Raw genomic sequence first — 16,429 nt, 5'->3', positions numbered from 1 at the left:
CGCGGCGATTACGCGTTAGCTTCCTTAACTTCGCGGATGCGGTCCTGATACTCGCGCAATTTCTGCGGGGTCATCATTCGACGCTGATCGTCGAGCACCACGCCACCGACTTCGTCAGCGATGTGCTGAGCGGACTGCAGCATCAGCTTAAAGTTTTGCAGTTCATCACCGTATGACGGCACCTGCATAAATATAGTGACGCCTGGGGTCACGAAATCACCGGTCATTTCCGGATCGAAGGTGCCAGGGTTAACCATGTTGGCCAGGCTGAACAGCGCCGGACCGCTACCGTCAGGGCTCAGGTGGCGATGGAAAATATTCATATCGCCAAACTTGAAGCCTGCCTGTTGAATACTGTTAAGCAGCACATCGCCATTGAGATGGCTACCGTGATGCGCGGCCACGTTCATGATGATCACCGCTTCTTTACGCTGCGGTTTTTCAACAACCGGCTCTGGCTCTGCAACGGGCTCAGGCTCAACGTGCGGGGCCGGAGCAGGCTGAGGAGCAGGCTGTAAGTGAACAGGCTGCTGCGGTTGTTGTACCGGCTGAGCAGGTTGTTGCTGCACGGGCTGCTGAACCGGTTGCTGTTGAACCGGTTGTGGCGCAGCAGGCTGCTGATAGACAGGCTGTTGCGGCGGTTGGCGCACCGGTTCTTCCACAGGCTGCGGCGCTGGCTGGCGCGGCTGTGCAGAAGCATACGGCGGTTGATACTGGTGCTGCGAAGGACGAGGCGCTTCATGCTCCCCATGGCCTGCGCCGGGCGCAGTATTGACCCGATGAACACGAACTTCACCCACGCCGTCGTCATCGCTGCCGTCGATGTCATCTTCACTGTCATCGTCGTCACGACTGGACTTCATGCGCTTCAGTGGGCGATCGCGAAACATCGAGGAACGCTCTTTACGGCTGGTCCAGAAACCATGTACCAGTAAAGCGATTATGGCGATCGCGCCAACAATGATTAATATCAGACGCAAATCCTGCATCATTATATTCTCTGTTGTTCTAACACCTTGCCACCACGGCAAACATTTACTCACTAAGAGTATTTGCCGTTTACGTCAAGTGCAAGTGTGTGCAGAGCATTCACAGCATAAAGATGAAGGAAATCGTGCTTTTTGCTGGTTTTTCGAACATTTCCGAACTGGTCATTGCTCCGTAAGTGGATAATATAGGCGTGCAATTCCACTGGTTGTGTAAAAAGGAGTACAGCCTGGCTATGGTTTCAACATCTTCTACCCCCACGCGCAGCGGCGTCTGGTATTTTTCTCAGGGCTGGAAACTGGTCTCCCTGCCGGGGATTCGACGCTTCGTCATTCTGCCGCTATTGATCAACATTATTCTTATGGGCGGCGCGTTCTGGTGGCTGTTTACAAAGCTGGAGAGCTGGATCCCGTCGCTGATGAGTTACGTGCCGGACTGGCTGCAGTGGCTTAACTACCTGCTCTGGCCGGTGGCGGTGATCTCCGTGCTGCTGGTGTTTGGCTACTTCTTCTCGACAATTGCAAACTGGATAGCCGCACCGTTTAACGGTCTGCTGGCGGAACAGCTGGAAGCGCGGCTTACCGGTGCGACGCCGCCGGACACAGGGATATGGGGGATCATGAAAGACCTCCCTCGCATTATGAAGCGCGAATGGCAGAAGTTTGCCTGGTACCTGCCCCGCGCGCTCGTGCTGCTTATCCTCTATTTTGTGCCAGGCATTGGCCAGACCGTGGCACCGGTGCTGTGGTTCCTGTTCAGCGCCTGGATGCTGGCCATTCAGTACTGCGACTATCCTTTCGATAACCACAAGGTACCGTTTAAAGAGATGCGCACCGCCCTGCGCAGCCAGAAGGTCGCCAATATGCAGTTTGGCGCACTGACCAGCCTGTTCACCATGATTCCCTTCCTGAATCTGTTCATCATGCCCGTAGCCGTTTGCGGCGCGACGGCGATGTGGGTCGACTGCTACCGTGCTAAGCACGCGTTATGGAAATAATGCAAAAATGTGTAAAGCAGGGGTGGCTTATGCCGCCCCTTATTCCATACTGATCCCCATTATTTCCTTGCAGTATATAGATATGCGAATTCCTTACTTCCCCCTACCTGCTCAACAGGTATGCTGGGTCGGTATCCCAATTTCATACAGTTAAGGACAGGCCATGAGTAAGATTTATGAAGACAACTCGCTGACTATCGGTCATACGCCCCTGGTTCGACTGAACCGTATCGGTAATGGACGCATTCTGGCGAAGGTCGAATCACGTAACCCGAGCTTCAGCGTTAAATGCCGTATCGGTGCAAACATGATTTGGGATGCTGAAAAACGTGGCGTGCTGAAGCCTGGCGTTGAGCTGGTGGAACCGACCAGCGGTAACACCGGTATTGCTCTGGCCTATGTTGCTGCCGCGCGCGGCTACAAGCTGACGCTGACTATGCCAGAAACGATGAGCATCGAGCGTCGTAAGCTGCTTAAAGCGCTGGGCGCGAACCTGGTTCTGACCGAAGGCGCGAAGGGCATGAAGGGCGCCATTCAGAAAGCCGAAGAGATTGTGGCCAGCGATCCGGCGAAATATCTGCTGCTGCAGCAGTTCAGCAACCCGGCAAACCCGGAAATTCACGAGAAGACCACCGGTCCGGAAATCTGGGAAGATACCGACGGCCAGGTTGACGTCTTTATCTCCGGCGTGGGTACCGGCGGTACGCTGACCGGCGTGTCACGCTATATTAAAGGCACAAAGGGTAAAAAAGACCTGATCACCGTTGCCGTTGAGCCGACTGACTCACCGGTTATCACCCAGGCCCTGGCCGGTGAAGAGCTCAAACCAGGCCCGCATAAAATCCAGGGTATTGGCGCAGGCTTCATTCCGGGCAACCTGGATCTGAAGCTGATCGATAAAGTGGTCACCATCACTAACGAAGAGGCCATCTCTACCGCGCGTCGCCTGATGGATGAAGAAGGCATTCTGGCGGGTATCTCTTCCGGTGCGGCCGTTGCGGCAGCGCTCAAGCTGCAGGAAGACGAAGCCTTTACCAATAAGAATATTGTGGTTATCCTTCCGTCCTCGGGTGAGCGTTACCTGAGCACCGCACTGTTTGCCGATCTGTTTACCGAAAAAGAGCTGCAACAGTAGTGCCAGCATGTTAATAACGCGTAAAAAAGCACCTTTTCAGGTGCTTTTTTGTGGCCTGCTTCAAACTTTTACCCCTCCTGGCATTGCTTCACCCCGTTGGGTCTGGTATTTAAACCAGCAATTATTTTGATGCGTGAAATTAATCGGTGAATGAAATAGCCTTGCTGAATCGATTTTATGATTTGGTTCAAGTCTTGCTTTCGCTGCATAATGTTTAATGACGATCGAAACGTCAGCGCTAACAATACAGGCTAAAGTTCAGTCGCCAGGCTAGACTTTAGTTCCACAACACTAAACCTATAAGTTGGGGAAATACAATGTTCCAGCAAGAAGTTACCATTACCGCTCCGAACGGTCTGCACACCCGCCCTGCTGCTCAGTTTGTTAAAGAAGCAAAAGGCTTTTCTTCTGAAATCACTGTGACTTCCAACGGCAAAAGCGCGAGCGCAAAAAGCCTGTTCAAACTGCAGACTCTAGGCCTGACTCAGGGCACCGTTGTCACCATCTCTGCGGAAGGTGAAGACGAGCAGAAAGCAGTTGAGCATCTGGTAAAACTGATGGCTGAGCTCGAGTAAGTTTCCGGGTTCTTTTAAATATCAGTCACAAGTAAGGTAGGGTTATGATTTCAGGCATTTTAGCATCCCCGGGTATCGCTTTCGGCAAAGCACTGCTGCTGAAAGAAGACGAGATCGTCATCGACCGGAAAAAAATTTCTGCCGACAAGGTTGATCAGGAAGTTGAACGTTTTCTGAGCGGTCGTGCCAAGGCATCTGCGCAACTGGAAGCAATCAAAACTAAAGCTGGCGAAACTTTCGGTGAAGAAAAAGAAGCCATCTTCGAAGGGCACATCATGCTGCTCGAAGATGAGGAGCTGGAGCAGGAAATCATAGCCCTGATTAAAGATAAAGGCATGACGGCCGACGCGGCTGCGCATGAAGTTATCGAAGGTCAGGCAACTGCCCTGGAAGAACTGGATGATGAATACCTGAAAGAGCGTGCGGCTGACGTACGTGACATCGGTAAGCGCCTGCTGCGCAACATCCTGGGTCTGGCCATTATCGACCTGAGCGCAATTCAGGATGAAGTGATCCTGGTTGCCGCGGACCTCACCCCGTCTGAAACCGCACAGCTGAACCTGAAAAAGGTCCTCGGTTTCATCACCGACGCGGGTGGCCGTACCTCCCATACCTCTATCATGGCGCGCTCTCTGGAACTGCCTGCCATCGTGGGTACCGGTAGCGTCACCTCTCAGGTGAAAAACGGCGACTATCTGATTCTGGATGCCGTAAACAATCTGGTTTACGTCAACCCAACTAATGAAGAGATCGATAAACTGCGCGCGGTTCAGGAGCAGGTTGCGACTGAAAAAGCGGAACTCGCTAAGCTGAAAGACCTGCCAGCTATCACCCTTGACGGCCATCAGGTAGAAGTATGCGCAAACATCGGTACCGTTCGCGACGTTGATGGCGCTGAGCGCAACGGTGCGGAAGGCGTAGGTCTCTATCGTACAGAATTCCTGTTCATGGACCGCGACGCGCTGCCAACGGAAGAAGAGCAGTTTGCTGCCTATAAAGCCGTGGCTGAAGCGTGTGGCTCTCAGGCGGTTATCGTCCGTACTATGGACATTGGTGGCGATAAAGAGCTGCCGTACATGAACTTCCCGAAAGAAGAGAACCCGTTCCTGGGCTGGCGTGCGATTCGTATCGCGATGGATCGTAAAGAGATCCTGCGTGACCAGGTTCGCGCGATCCTGCGTGCCTCTGCTTTCGGTAAACTGCGCATCATGTTCCCGATGATCATCTCTGTTGAAGAAGTGCGTGCACTGAAGAAAGAGATCGAAATCTACAAGCAGGAACTGCGCGACGAAGGTAAAGCGTTTGACGAGTCAATCGAGATCGGCGTAATGGTGGAAACACCTGCGGCGGCGACCATTGCGCGTCATTTAGCCAAAGAAGTTGATTTCTTTAGTATCGGCACCAATGATTTAACGCAGTACACCCTGGCAGTTGACCGTGGTAATGATATGATTTCACATCTCTACCAGCCAATGTCACCGTCCGTACTGAACTTGATCAAGCAAGTTATTGATGCTTCTCATGCAGAAGGTAAATGGACTGGCATGTGTGGTGAGCTTGCAGGCGACGAACGTGCTACACTTCTGTTGCTGGGTATGGGTCTGGACGAATTCTCTATGAGCGCCATTTCCATCCCGCGCATTAAGAAGATTATCCGTAACACGAACTTCGAAGATGCGAAGGTGTTAGCAGAGCAGGCTCTTGCTCAACCGACAACGGACGAGTTAATGACGCTGGTTAACAAGTTCATTGAAGAAAAAACAATCTGCTAATCCACGAGATGCGGCCCAAATTACTGCTTAGGAGAAGATCATGGGTTTGTTCGATAAACTGAAATCTCTGGTTTCTGATGATAAGAAAGACTCCGGAACTATTGAGATTGTTGCTCCGCTCTCCGGCGAGATCGTCAACATCGAAGACGTGCCGGATGTAGTGTTTGCTGAGAAAATCGTTGGTGATGGCATTGCTATCAAACCAACTGGCAACAAAATGGTTGCTCCAGTTGACGGCACCATCGGTAAAATTTTTGAAACCAACCATGCGTTCTCTATCGAATCTGATAGCGGTATCGAACTGTTCGTTCACTTCGGTATCGACACCGTTGAACTGAAAGGCGAAGGCTTCAAACGTATCGCGGAAGAAGGCCAGCGTGTTAAAGTTGGCGACCCGGTGATTGAATTCGATCTGCCACTGCTGGAAGAAAAAGCCAAGTCTACCCTGACGCCGGTTGTTATCTCCAACATGGACGAAATCAAAGAACTGATCAAACTGTCTGGCAGCGTCACCGTGGGTGAAACCCCGGTTATCCGCATCAAGAAGTAATTCTTGCCCGCACAGAAAAATGGCGCCTTCGGGCGCCATTTTTGTTTATGCGGGGAGGATAAGCTCGTCGTAGCCTTTCGACTGGGTATAGAGCATGACGTCAGTCACCCGATCGCCGGCCATGCGAATGGCATCGGCAACGGTTTTTCCCTCAACAATGCCGCTCACCAGCTCTGAACAAAACAGGTCTCCCGTCCCTTTCAGATCGGTTTCTACGCGCGGGTGCGCGCTGACAGTCACGCCCTCATTCGTCACCAGTACCACGTGGATGTTTTGCGGGTCGTCTGCGACCGGCGCGCTGGTGATCGCCACCCATTTCAGGCTGTCTGAGAGCAGTCCCTGTGCCGCCGCGATGGCGCTTTCCGGCGTGCGGCACGGCTTGCCGCTTAACACTTCCAGCTCGTAGACGTTTGGCGTAATCCCCTGCGCCAGCGGCAGCAGGTGCTCCCGATACGCCTGCGGGATATCTGGCTTCACGTACATCCCGCTGTCGATATCGCCAATAACCGGGTCAACCAGCACCAGCAGATCAGGATGCTGTGCCTTGACCGCCTTCAGCCACTGCGCCAGCAGGACTATTTGGCTGGCACTGCCCATATAGCCTGTGGTAACCGCCTTAAGCTCGCGCAGAATCTCTCGCTCTTCCAGCGCCTTCAGGTAGCCGCTGAACCACTCATCGGGGATCACGCCACCATAGAAGGTGTCATAGTGTGGCGTGTTGCTGAACAGTACCGTTGGCACGGCGGTGACGTTCAGCCTGTGGGTTCGAATATTCGGCACCGCAATGCTGTTACCCACGCTGCCGTACACCACCTGAGACTGTACCGCGACAATATCAGTTTGCTGCGCCCGGGTATTATCCCGGAATAGAATCATCTCCATGACGCTTAAATCCCCGCCCCCTGCGAATAACTCTCTTCACCAAAGACGCCGGTAGACAGATAGCGATCGCCTCGATCGCAAATAATCGCCACCACCACAGCGCCCGGGTTTGCCTGCGCTACCCGAATCGCGCCCGCTACCGCGCCGCCCGAGCTGACGCCGCAGAAGATACCTTCGCGCACGGCCAGCTCACGCATGGTATTTTCCGCCTCGCGCTGGTGAAGATCCAGCACCTGGTCCACAAGCTGCGCATTAAAGATGCCGGGCATATACTCCGCCGGCCAGCGGCGAATGCCCGGAATGCTGCTCCCCTCTTCCGGCTGCAGGCCCACAATGGTGACGGCTTTGTCCTGCTCGCGCAGAAAACGCGATACGCCGGTAATGGTGCCGGTGGTGCCCATGCTGGAGACAAAATGGGTGATTCGCCCGTCGGTTTGCTGCCAGATTTCCGGGCCGGTTGTGGTGTAGTGCGCGTACGGGTTGTCCGGGTTATTAAACTGATCGAGCAGTTTACCTTCGCCGCGCTCGGCCATTTCTAACGCCAGGTCGCGCGCGCCTTCCATCCCCTGCTCTTTGCTCACCAGAATCAGCTCGGCCCCGTAGGCACGCATCGCGGCGCGGCGCTCCTGGCTCATGTTGTCAGGCATCAGCAGCTTCATGCGGTAGCCTTTCAGCGCCGCAATCATCGCCAGGGCGATACCGGTGTTACCGCTGGTGGCTTCAATCAGCACGTCTCCCGGCTTAATTTCTCCGCGCTTTTCAGCCTGGACAATCATCGACAGCGCGGCACGATCTTTTACCGACCCCGCCGGGTTATTGCCTTCGAGTTTGACCCAGATTTCGCTGCCGTTAGCCGGCCCCATGCGCTGAAGTTTGACCAGAGGGGTGTTGCCGATGGTGTGTTCGAGTGTATTCACGTTTTTTACTCAATAAAAAAGCCGGGTGGCGTTTCGCTTACCCGGCCTACAAGACGCAGTGATAACTGTAGGCCCGGTAAGCGCAGCGCCACCGGGCGATAAACATCCTAATAACCTATCAGGCTGACTCCGCCAGAGCAATATCCTCTCGCGTCTCGATGCGCTCCTTCCCGTGATAAATCCGGGCATGCTGCAGCCCGACAAACAGGCGCTCCCCCCGGTGCGGCGGCACGTCGTCGCGCATGACCACGGTCAGGGGCTCGGTATACCAGCCCAGCGGCTGTACCACCAGTTGGGTGTAGTGACCTTTAGGGCTCGCTTCCAGCACCTGCACCGGCAGCGGTGAATCCAGGCTGGTTCGGCGGCTCACGTCCACTTCCCACGGACGCAGGAACAGATCGACCGGCCCCTGATGCGCGGAGGTATAGCCCAGCGGCCAGCGGTGCGCGCCCACGTGGAACTGACCGCCGCGAATAGTGCCCTGCAGACGGTTCACCTCGCCCATAAACTCCAGCACGAAGCGGGTCGCCGGTTCACGCCAGAGCTGCTCCGGTTCGTCAACCTGCTCAATGTTGCCCTGGCTCATGACCACCACGCGATCCGCAACTTCCATCGCCTCTTCCTGATCGTGGGTCACGAAGACGCTGGTGAATTTCAGCTCTTCATGGAGCTGACGCAGCCAGCGGCGCAGCTCTTTACGCACCTGCGCATCCAGCGCGCCGAAGGGCTCGTCCAGCAGCAGAATTTGCGGTTCAACGGCCAGCGCGCGAGCCAGCGCTACGCGCTGTTTCTGCCCGCCGGACAGCTGGGCCGGGAAACGATCCGCCAGGTGAGCCAGCTGCACCATCTCCAGCAGTTTGGTCACCTTCGCCTTAATGGTTGCCGCATCCGGGCGCTCGCGACGCGGCAGCACGGTAAGCCCAAACGCGATGTTGTCAAACACGGTCATGTGGCGGAACAGCGCGTAATGCTGGAACACAAAACCCACTTTACGATCGCGGGCGTGCAGGCGGCTCACGTCGGTGCCGTGGAAGCGGATATGCCCGCTGGTCTGATGCTCAAGCCCGGCGATAATGCGCAGCAGCGTGGTTTTGCCCGAGCCGGACGGCCCCAGCAGCGCCACCATTTGTCCGGAAGGGATATCCAGCGAGATATCATTCAGCACCTGGGTGCGACCAAAAGACTTCTTAATATTGGCAATCTCAATGCTCATGATTTCCCTCCTGATGCTGACGTTTTTCCTGATTTTCTAAACGCCACTGCACCACACTCTTCAAAAACAGGGTCAAAATGGCCATCAGCGTCAGCAACGCTGCGGCAGTAAACGAGCCGATGGTGTTGTAGTCCTGCTGCAGCAGTTCAATCTGCAGCGGCAGCGACAGGGTTTCACCGCGAATGGAGCCGGAAACAACGGAAACGGCACCGAACTCGCCAATCGCGCGGGCGTTGGTCAGCACCACGCCGTAAAGCAGCGCCCAGCGGATGTTCGGCAGCGTCACGCGGCGGAACATTTGCCAGCCCGAAGCACCCAGCAGCACCGCCGCTTCGTCTTCGTTGCTCCCCTGGCTTAACATCACCGGCACCAGCTCGCGCACCACGAACGGACAGGTCACGAAGATGGTGACCAGCACCATGCCCGGCCAGGCGAACATGATCTGCAGGTTATGCGCATCCAGCCAGCCGCCCAGTGGGCCGTTGGAGCCGTAAAAGAGCAGGTACACCAGGCCCGCCACCACCGGCGACACGGCAAACGGAATATCCAGCAGGGTCAGCAGCAGCTGACGTCCGGGGAAGTTAAAGCGCGTCACCAGCCACGCCAGCAGGGTCCCGAACACCAGGTTCACCGGAACGGTGATCAGGGCAATCAGCACGGTGAGCCAGATGGCATGGAGCATATCCGGGTTCGCCAGGTTTTCCAGCGCGGGCATCAGACCCTTGCTGAACGCCTGAACGAAAATATAAATCGTCGGCACGACGAGAATGAGGGCGGAAACCAGCACGCCCGCCCCAATCAGAAACCATTTACCCCAGTTGATGCGGGGCGCATCGTATCGCTTCAATTGCGTAACTTCCGCCATCAGTGACCTACCACACGTCGACCAAAGCGACTTTGCAGAGTGTTAATCGAGTACAGCAGCAGCAGCGAGGCGGCGAGGATCACCGAAGCAATCGCGCTCGCCGCCGGATAATCAAACTCCTGCAGGCGGATGAAAATCATCAGCGAGGTCACTTCCGTTTTCCAGGCGATGTTCCCGGCGATAAAAATCACCGCGCCGAACTCACCGAGGCTGCGGGTAAACGACAGCGCGACACCTGCCATCAGCGCTGGAGAGAGCTCCGGCAGCACCACCTTGCGGAAGCTCTGCCAGCGCGTGGCGCCCAGCGTTTCCGCCGCTTCTTCGTATTCCGGACCCAACTCTTCCAGCACCGGCTGCACGGTACGTACCACAAACGGGATGCTGGTGAAGGCCATCGCCACCGCGATACCGAGCCAGGTGTAGGTTACTTTAATATCAAATTTCGCCAGCCACTCGCCGTACAGCCCGTTTACAGAGAAGAGCGACGCGAGGGTTAAGCCTGCCACCGCCGTCGGCAGCGCAAACGGCAGATCCATCAGGGCGTCAAGCAGCGTGCGGCCCGGGAAGCGATAGCGGGTCAGGATCCACGCCATCAGCAGGCCAAACACGCCGTTAAAAATGGAGGCGACAAACGCCGACAGCAGCGTCACCTTATAGGCCGCCACCACCTGCGGGTTGGTGACCACGTCCCAGTACTGCGCCCAGCTCATCTGAGCAAGCTGCATCACCAGCGCGCTGAGCGGCAACAGCAGGATCAGGCAGACGAACAGCAGGCTGGTCCCGAGGCTTAAGGTAAAGCCCGGCAGCACGCGTTTTGTCGAAACTGCAAACATTACTTATGCCCCGCCGCCAGCAGTTTGTCTAACTCACCGCCGCTGGCAAAATGCGTTTTCATCACATCAGGCCAGGAGCCAAAATGATCTTCGACGCGGAACAGCGCGGTCTGCGGGAACTTATCTTTCAGCTTGTTCATCACGTCCGGGTTGTTTACGCGGTAGTAGTAATCGGTAATGATGGTCTGCGCCTGAGGGCTGTACAGGTAGTTGAGATAGGCTTTTGCCGCTTTCTCGGTACCGTTCGCCTGCACGTTTTTATCCACCCATGCGACCGGGAACTCGGCCAGAATGTTGGTTTTCGGGATAACCACCTCAAAGCCCTGCGCTTCATACTGCTTGCGGATGTTGTTCACTTCCGACTCAAAGCTTATCAGCACATCGCCCAGACCGCGTTCTGCGAAGGTCGTGGTCGCTCCACGGCCGCCGGTATCAAACACTTCGACGTTTTTCAGGAACTGGGTCATGAACTGCTCGGTTTTGGCTTTATCGTTACCGTCAGCCTTGTCCGCCGCGCCCCACGCCGCTAAATAGGTGTAACGCGCGTTACCGGAGGTTTTTGGGTTCGGGAAAATCAGCTTCACGTCGGAACGCACCAGGTCGCTCCAGTCGTGGATATTCTTCGGATTGCCCTTACGCACCAGGAAACCCATGGTGGAGTAGAACGGCGAGCTGTTGTTCGGCAGACGGCTCTGCCAGTCCGCCGGGATGAGCTTGCCTTTGTCGTGCAGGATCTGCACGTCAGTCACCTGGTTGTAGGTCACGACGTCCGCTTTCAGTCCCTGAAGAATGGCCAGCGCCTGCTTGGACGACCCGGCGTGGGACTGCTTGATGGTGAGCTTATCGCCGTTATTGTCTTTCGCCCACTGCTGTTCGAACGGGGGATTAAGGGCGGCAAACAGCTCGCGGGAGACGTCATACGAACTGTTCAACAGTTCAGTCGCCTGCGCCTGTGCCACCAGCAGTAAACCTGCCAGCGCCAGAGTTCCTTTTTTCAGTACAGTAACGGCCATTGCGCACCCTTATAAATGTGATGACTATCTTATAGTCATAATATTTATAACGGGGATGAAAGGAGTAACGGTTTTATATACCGTTTGGTGATTTAGAAGCAGAAAAGGGAATAAGGGTGAGGCCTGGTGCCCTCACCCCGGCCCTCTCCCGCAGGGAGAGGGAGAAATGCCATTACAGCGCTAGCAAACGCTCAACGGACGGCGCAAAGTAGTAGCCGCCGGTCACCGGTTTGGTGAAGCGGAGCATGGCGTCGCGCTTGCCGTCGGTATCACCGAACATGCTCAGCAGCTGCTGCTCGATGTTATACAGGCGCGCGCAGTAGGCGCAGAAGTAAAGGCCGTGCGTTCCGCTTGCAGTACCGTACGGCAGGCTCTGGCGGACAATCTTCAGCCCTTTGCCGTCTTCTTTGAGGTCAACGCGGGTCAGGTGCGAGGTAACGGGACGGTCGTCGCCGTCGATCTCTTCGTTAGCCTCTTTCGTACGGCCAATCATCATCTCCTGGTCGTGCACGCTCATGCGGTTAAGCTGCTTGAGGTTGTGCTCCCAGCGCTGCACGAACACGTAGCTGCCGCCCGCATCCACGCCGTCTTTAATCACCGCCACTTCACGACGCGTCTCTTCGCCCGCCGGGTTTTCGGTACCGTCGACGAAGCCGCTCAGATCGCGCTCTTCGACCCAGCGGAAGCCGTGAACCTCTTCCTGCACATCAATGCTGTCGCCAAAAGCCGCTACCGCCGCCTGGGCAACGGAGAAGTTCACGTCGTGACGCAGGGAGAGAATGTGGATCAGCACGTCGTATTGGGTTGCCGGAGCCAGACCTTTGCCGTATGGGATGAAGTCTTTCAGCTCTTCCGCCCCTTCGCCACCGCTCAGCTGACGCCAGACGTTATTGCCAAAGGCGACAACGGCGCCGAGGTGTGCTTCCGGGAATTTGGCCTGGAAGGTCGCCAGTTTATCAATAAACGCTTTGCTGGCCGCACGCAGGGCATCCACATCCCCTTTAACATTGGCTTCAATCCAAATCGCCGCGCGGCAATGTTCTGGCAAAATGCCACTCTGAACCTGAGACATCGCTCCTCCTGAAATAAAGATGCCACGTCAGCGTGGCATTGATAGCGGGTATTATACCCGGATTTCAGCGAGGCGGTTTGCTCAGGCGCAAATTACTGCTTCCAGAGTATTTTGCTCACTTTCCAGCTCTTAAGCGTGTCGTCAGACGGCATCAGTCCTTCCGGGCCGCTCCAGGTGCCGGTGAAGACATAGCTGATGTGCTGGCTGCCTTCAGCCTTACATTCCACCGCAACCTTGTCGTCAGACGGCACGCTGGCGCAGTTGCCAAAGGCCTGCTTATAAAGATCGCTAAACGGGGTCCCCACCTTCACACCGCTCGCCGTCGGAATATCTTCATCCATCACGGCAATTCGGTTGACCGTGCCTTTGTCACCGTTAATCACCAGCGCCAGCTTGTCGCCCTTCAGCGCCTCGTAGTAGCGAACAATATTGCCATTCTCCGTTTTCATGCCGCTGCGCAGGCGGTAATCACTGCTGAGCGCATCCTGGATAGCATTCTGATCCAGCGCCGTCGCGGCGGTAATTTTCCCCACGCCCTGCTCGGTTACTTCCGTTGATGAGCCAAACCAGTTCCACGGATACGCAGCGGACCAGTTAATGGAGGAGAGCGTCGAACAGCCGGTCAATACCAGCGGGAGAGCGCATAAGAGTAAACGCAGCGATTTCATTAAAACGTCCTTACTTGTTAAATCAACGCTTGTTGGAGTGCGACATCGGCAAAAAGTGCCGGATTAATCATCCTGAGGCGCAAAACAGGCGCGAAGACGCGGGTTGGTCATCAGCCACAGCAGCGCCACAATATCAGCAACCACCAGCGCAACGCCGGTGCCCGTCAGCGGTTCACCGTACCACCAGAGAACCGGCTGCCATAAGAGCAGCGCAGTCTGGGCAAGGATTAACAGCCAGCGAAGCGTGCGCCAAAAACGAGGGATCAGGTGCCGCCGTCCGCTGACCAAAAAAGCCAGTACGGCCGGAATGCCCGGCAGTAATCCGATCCAGAAAGCATCGTGATCGGGATAAAAAAGATTCAGCAGCGTATCGCCCTGCCCGCGCGACGCGGCGGCCATCACAAACAGCACCCAGGTACGGGCCTGGAGCAGCAGAACGCACCAGAATAAAAAGGGCAGCCTGACGCGGCCCTGCGCGTCATAGTCTGCCGGATGGATCTCAGTACTCTTCATCTTCGATCAGACGCTTTCCCAGATTCAGCACGTCAGAATGCTCGTAGCCCAGACGCTCATACATGCCCAGCACCACATCGTTATCTTCCCGCACCATAATCTGGATTTTCGGGCAGCCGCGGGCGATCAGCTTCTTCTCGAGCCGGTTAAGCAGCGCATTGGCAATGCCGCGACCACGGTATTCCGGATGGACGCCCAGATAATAGGCCGAGCCGCGGTGGCCGTCGTAACCGCCCATTACCGTCCCCACAACCTCGCCATTGACTTCCGCGACCAGAAACAGACTGACGTCGTGATTCACCTTACGTTCGATATCCATTTCCGGATCGTTCCACGGACGCAGCAGATCGCAGCGCTCCCAAAGGGTAATCACCTCTTCGAAATCTTCCTGGCGAAAAACGCGTATCTCCATGGTATTAACCGCCTTTTCGGGTTTAAAAACAGTGATTATGGCGCGAAGCTCGCCTTTAGCCAATAACCGGGGAAAATCTCGCCAAAATTTGGCATAATGTCACTTTGTCACGTATTGAAATGAAAAGTAAAACAATTCTCAACATGGACTGTCGTAACGGGAAACACGATACGATATAACACCAGGACCCCATTTTTTAGTATTCAGGCCGCATGAGCACATTCAAACCATTAAAAGCACTCACATCGCGTCGTCAGGTTCTCAAAGCGGGGCTGGCGGCCTTAACGTTAACGGGTATCGCAAAGCAGGCTCAGGCGAAAGACGAGAGCACGCTTAAAACCAGTAACGGACACAGCAAACCGAAAACCAAAAAGCCGGGCGCGAAGCGTCTGGTGATGCTCGACCCTGGGCACGGCGGCATTGATACCGGCGCAATCGGCAAAAACGGGTCGAAGGAAAAACACGTCGTGCTGGCGATTGCAAAAAATGTGCGGGCGATTTTACGCAGTAACGGCATTGATGCCCGTCTGACGCGCTCTGGCGATACCTTTATTCCGCTGTATGACCGCGTAGAGATCGCCCACCAGCACGGTGCGGATCTGTTTATGTCGATTCACGCGGACGGCTTTACCAACCCTTCTGCGGCAGGTGCCTCGGTGTTTGCGCTTTCCAACCGCGGCGCCAGTAGCGCCATGGCGAAATACCTCTCCGATCGCGAAAACCGGGCGGATGAAGTCGCCGGGAAAAAAGCCACCGACAAAGACCACCTGCTACAGCAGGTGCTGTTCGACCTCGTGCAGACGGATACGATCAAAAACAGCCTGACGCTTGGCTCGCACATCCTGAAGAAGATTAAGCCGGTGCATCGCCTGCACAGCAAAGGCACCGAGCAGGCGGCGTTCGTGGTCCTGAAATCACCGTCCATCCCATCCGTGCTGGTGGAAACCTCCTTCATCACCAACCCGGAAGAGGAGCGACTCCTTGGCACCACGGCATTTCGTCAGAAGATCGCCAACGCTATCGCCTCCGGCATTATCAGTTATTTCAACTGGTTCGATAACCAAAAAGCGCACTCCAGGAAACGTTGATGAAACCCGATGCACAACTGGTCAAAACTTTCCTGCTGAAGCTGCAGGATGAGATTTGCCAGAAACTGGCCGCCGCAGACGGCGGAGAATTTCAGGAAGATACCTGGCAGCGCGAGGCCGGCGGCGGCGGGCGCAGCCGCGTGCTGCGTAACGGCGGCATCTTCGAACAGGCTGGCGTGAATTTTTCCCACGTTCACGGCGACGCCATGCCCGCGTCTGCGACGGCACATCGTCCCGAACTCGCGGGCCGCAGCTTCGAAGCGATGGGCGTCTCGCTGGTGGTGCACCCGCACAACCCGTTCGTGCCAACCAGCCACGCCAACGTGCGCTTTTTCATTGCGGAAAAGCCGGGGGTCGATCCGGTCTGGTGGTTTGGCGGCGGTTTCGACATGACGCCCTACTACGGCTTCGAAGAGGATGCCGTGCACTGGCACACCACCGCGCGGGATCTTTGCCTGCCGTTTGGCGAAGACATTTACCCGAAATATAAAAAGTGGTGCGACGACTACTTTTACCTGAAGCATCGCGACGAGCAGCGCGGCATTGGCGGACTGTTCTTTGACGATCTCAACATGCCTGATTTTGATACCGCGTTCAGCTTTATGCGCGCGGTGGGTGAAGGCTATACCGACGCCTATCTGCCCATCGTCGAACGCCGTAAAAACACCGACTACGGCGTGCGCGAGCGCGAGTTCCAGCTCTACCGCCGCGGGCGCTACGTAGAGTTCAACCTGGTGTGGGATCGCGGGACGCTGTTCGGCCTGCAGACCGGCGGGCGCACGGAGTCAATTCTGATGTCGATGCCGCCGCTGGTGCGCTGGGAGTACTGCTACGAGCCAAAAGAAGGCAGCCCGGAGGCTGCCTTAAAAGAGTTTATTCAGGTTCGGGACTGGGTGTAACCCTCCCATCACCCCGGCCCTCTCCCAAAGGGAGAGGG

The 16,429-nt window shown here is 55.9% G+C and carries 18 protein-coding genes; 7 read left to right on the top strand and 11 right to left on the bottom strand.

Going from position 1 to position 16,429, the window contains the following annotated elements:
* Positions 1 to 8 precede the first annotated feature (8 nt).
* Complete coding sequence (gene zipA / locus F0319_RS05195) at positions 9 to 992, bottom strand: cell division protein ZipA (protein ID WP_149366413.1); 984 nt, start codon at positions 990 to 992, stop codon at positions 9 to 11.
* Positions 993 to 1,222: 230 nt separating this feature from the next.
* Between zipA and cysZ the strand changes: the two genes are divergently transcribed.
* The 5 genes from cysZ (at position 1,223) to crr (ending at position 6,016) form a co-directional block, all read left to right on the top strand.
* Positions 1,223 to 1,984 (top strand): sulfate transporter CysZ, encoded by a 762-nt coding sequence (gene cysZ, locus F0319_RS05190; RefSeq protein ID WP_149366412.1) that lies wholly within the window; start codon positions 1,223 to 1,225, stop codon positions 1,982 to 1,984.
* A 163-nt stretch (positions 1,985 to 2,147) separates the two neighbouring features.
* Positions 2,148 to 3,119 carry a cysteine synthase A gene (gene cysK / locus F0319_RS05185; RefSeq protein WP_014884739.1) on the top strand — a complete coding sequence of 324 codons (972 nt, stop codon included), beginning with the start codon at positions 2,148 to 2,150 and terminating at the stop codon, positions 3,117 to 3,119.
* 317 nt (positions 3,120 to 3,436) lie between these two features.
* Positions 3,437 to 3,694 (top strand): phosphocarrier protein Hpr, encoded by a 258-nt coding sequence (ptsH, locus tag F0319_RS05175; protein WP_045909449.1) that lies wholly within the window; start codon positions 3,437 to 3,439, stop codon positions 3,692 to 3,694.
* A gap of 44 nt (positions 3,695 to 3,738) precedes the next feature.
* Positions 3,739 to 5,466 carry a phosphoenolpyruvate-protein phosphotransferase PtsI gene (gene ptsI, locus F0319_RS05170; RefSeq protein WP_023332954.1) on the top strand — a complete coding sequence of 576 codons (1,728 nt, stop codon included), beginning with the start codon at positions 3,739 to 3,741 and terminating at the stop codon, positions 5,464 to 5,466.
* Positions 5,467 to 5,506: 40 nt separating this feature from the next.
* Positions 5,507 to 6,016, top strand: a complete 510-nt coding sequence (gene crr / locus F0319_RS05165) for a PTS glucose transporter subunit IIA (RefSeq protein WP_003861316.1) — start codon at positions 5,507 to 5,509, stop codon at positions 6,014 to 6,016.
* Positions 6,017 to 6,061: 45 nt separating this feature from the next.
* Here crr and pdxK read toward each other — a convergent pair whose 3' ends face one another.
* From pdxK to F0319_RS05115, 10 genes are all read right to left on the bottom strand, one after another.
* Entirely contained in the window at positions 6,062 to 6,898 is an 837-nt protein-coding gene (gene pdxK / locus F0319_RS05160) for a pyridoxine/pyridoxal/pyridoxamine kinase (RefSeq protein ID WP_111965202.1), read from the bottom strand.
* A 5-nt stretch (positions 6,899 to 6,903) separates the two neighbouring features.
* Entirely contained in the window at positions 6,904 to 7,815 is a 912-nt protein-coding gene (gene cysM / locus F0319_RS05155) for a cysteine synthase CysM (protein ID WP_149366411.1), read from the bottom strand.
* Between the two features lie 118 nt (positions 7,816 to 7,933).
* Positions 7,934 to 9,028, bottom strand: coding sequence for a sulfate/thiosulfate ABC transporter ATP-binding protein CysA (gene cysA, locus F0319_RS05150; protein ID WP_008501607.1), 1,095 nt, complete (start codon positions 9,026 to 9,028; stop codon positions 7,934 to 7,936).
* Positions 9,018 to 9,893, bottom strand: a complete 876-nt coding sequence (cysW, locus tag F0319_RS05145) for a sulfate/thiosulfate ABC transporter permease CysW (RefSeq protein WP_045325891.1) — start codon at positions 9,891 to 9,893, stop codon at positions 9,018 to 9,020. Before cysW ends, cysA begins: the two co-directional genes overlap by 11 nt.
* Positions 9,893 to 10,726 carry a sulfate/thiosulfate ABC transporter permease CysT gene (gene cysT / locus F0319_RS05140; RefSeq protein WP_004123378.1) on the bottom strand — a complete coding sequence of 278 codons (834 nt, stop codon included), beginning with the start codon at positions 10,724 to 10,726 and terminating at the stop codon, positions 9,893 to 9,895. The genes cysW and cysT overlap by 1 nt, the downstream gene beginning before the upstream one ends.
* Positions 10,726 to 11,739, bottom strand: coding sequence for a sulfate ABC transporter substrate-binding protein (locus F0319_RS05135; protein WP_023344640.1), 1,014 nt, complete (start codon positions 11,737 to 11,739; stop codon positions 10,726 to 10,728). Before F0319_RS05135 ends, cysT begins: the two co-directional genes overlap by 1 nt.
* A 172-nt stretch (positions 11,740 to 11,911) precedes the next feature.
* On the bottom strand, positions 11,912 to 12,811 hold the full coding sequence (locus tag F0319_RS05130) for a Dyp-type peroxidase (RefSeq protein ID WP_111965199.1): 900 nt from the start codon (positions 12,809 to 12,811) through the stop codon (positions 11,912 to 11,914).
* Between the two features lie 92 nt (positions 12,812 to 12,903).
* On the bottom strand, positions 12,904 to 13,479 hold the full coding sequence (locus tag F0319_RS05125; RefSeq protein ID WP_149366410.1) for an RpoE-regulated lipoprotein: 576 nt from the start codon (positions 13,477 to 13,479) through the stop codon (positions 12,904 to 12,906).
* 63 nt (positions 13,480 to 13,542) lie between these two features.
* Positions 13,543 to 13,992, bottom strand: a complete 450-nt coding sequence (locus tag F0319_RS05120) for a DUF2919 domain-containing protein (protein ID WP_149366409.1) — start codon at positions 13,990 to 13,992, stop codon at positions 13,543 to 13,545.
* The gene (locus F0319_RS05115; RefSeq protein ID WP_014884750.1) at positions 13,979 to 14,404 is read right to left on the bottom strand and encodes a GNAT family acetyltransferase; all 426 of its coding nucleotides are present in this window, start codon (positions 14,402 to 14,404) and stop codon (positions 13,979 to 13,981) included. Before F0319_RS05115 ends, F0319_RS05120 begins: the two co-directional genes overlap by 14 nt.
* Before the next feature lie 212 nt (positions 14,405 to 14,616).
* On the opposite strand from F0319_RS05115, the gene amiA reads away from it, so the two are divergent.
* Positions 14,617 to 15,492, top strand: coding sequence for an N-acetylmuramoyl-L-alanine amidase AmiA (gene amiA, locus F0319_RS05105; protein ID WP_023308739.1), 876 nt, complete (start codon positions 14,617 to 14,619; stop codon positions 15,490 to 15,492).
* A complete protein-coding gene (gene hemF, locus F0319_RS05100; protein ID WP_149366408.1) occupies positions 15,492 to 16,391 on the top strand; it encodes an oxygen-dependent coproporphyrinogen oxidase in 900 nt (299 codons plus the stop codon). Before amiA ends, hemF begins: the two co-directional genes overlap by 1 nt.
* Positions 16,392 to 16,429: the final 38 nt, after the last annotated feature.

Source organism: Enterobacter vonholyi, assembly GCF_008364555.1.
GTDB lineage: Bacteria > Pseudomonadota > Gammaproteobacteria > Enterobacterales > Enterobacteriaceae > Enterobacter > Enterobacter vonholyi.
This window is presented reverse-complemented; position numbering and strand designations above follow the sequence as displayed.

What these genes read in the sequence shown, in the direction of transcription:
- F0319_RS05120 (WP_149366409.1), bottom strand. Translation starts at nt 13,992, where the DNA reads ATGAAGAGTACTGAGATCCATCCGGCAGACTATGACGCGCAGGGCCGC.
- cysW (WP_045325891.1), bottom strand. Translation starts at nt 9,893, where the DNA reads ATGGCGGAAGTTACGCAATTGAAGCGATACGATGCGCCCCGCATCAAC.
- amiA (WP_023308739.1), top strand. Translation starts at nt 14,617, where the DNA reads ATGAGCACATTCAAACCATTAAAAGCACTCACATCGCGTCGTCAGGTT.
- F0319_RS05135 (WP_023344640.1), bottom strand. Translation starts at nt 11,739, where the DNA reads ATGGCCGTTACTGTACTGAAAAAAGGAACTCTGGCGCTGGCAGGTTTA.
- crr (WP_003861316.1), top strand. Translation starts at nt 5,507, where the DNA reads ATGGGTTTGTTCGATAAACTGAAATCTCTGGTTTCTGATGATAAGAAA.
- cysZ (WP_149366412.1), top strand. Translation starts at nt 1,223, where the DNA reads ATGGTTTCAACATCTTCTACCCCCACGCGCAGCGGCGTCTGGTATTTT.
- zipA (WP_149366413.1), bottom strand. Translation starts at nt 992, where the DNA reads ATGATGCAGGATTTGCGTCTGATATTAATCATTGTTGGCGCGATCGCC.
- hemF (WP_149366408.1), top strand. Translation starts at nt 15,492, where the DNA reads ATGAAACCCGATGCACAACTGGTCAAAACTTTCCTGCTGAAGCTGCAG.
- cysK (WP_014884739.1), top strand. Translation starts at nt 2,148, where the DNA reads ATGAGTAAGATTTATGAAGACAACTCGCTGACTATCGGTCATACGCCC.
- F0319_RS05115 (WP_014884750.1), bottom strand. Translation starts at nt 14,404, where the DNA reads ATGGAGATACGCGTTTTTCGCCAGGAAGATTTCGAAGAGGTGATTACC.
- F0319_RS05130 (WP_111965199.1), bottom strand. Translation starts at nt 12,811, where the DNA reads ATGTCTCAGGTTCAGAGTGGCATTTTGCCAGAACATTGCCGCGCGGCG.
- ptsI (WP_023332954.1), top strand. Translation starts at nt 3,739, where the DNA reads ATGATTTCAGGCATTTTAGCATCCCCGGGTATCGCTTTCGGCAAAGCA.
- F0319_RS05125 (WP_149366410.1), bottom strand. Translation starts at nt 13,479, where the DNA reads ATGAAATCGCTGCGTTTACTCTTATGCGCTCTCCCGCTGGTATTGACC.
- cysA (WP_008501607.1), bottom strand. Translation starts at nt 9,028, where the DNA reads ATGAGCATTGAGATTGCCAATATTAAGAAGTCTTTTGGTCGCACCCAG.
- ptsH (WP_045909449.1), top strand. Translation starts at nt 3,437, where the DNA reads ATGTTCCAGCAAGAAGTTACCATTACCGCTCCGAACGGTCTGCACACC.
- cysT (WP_004123378.1), bottom strand. Translation starts at nt 10,726, where the DNA reads ATGTTTGCAGTTTCGACAAAACGCGTGCTGCCGGGCTTTACCTTAAGC.
- pdxK (WP_111965202.1), bottom strand. Translation starts at nt 6,898, where the DNA reads ATGGAGATGATTCTATTCCGGGATAATACCCGGGCGCAGCAAACTGAT.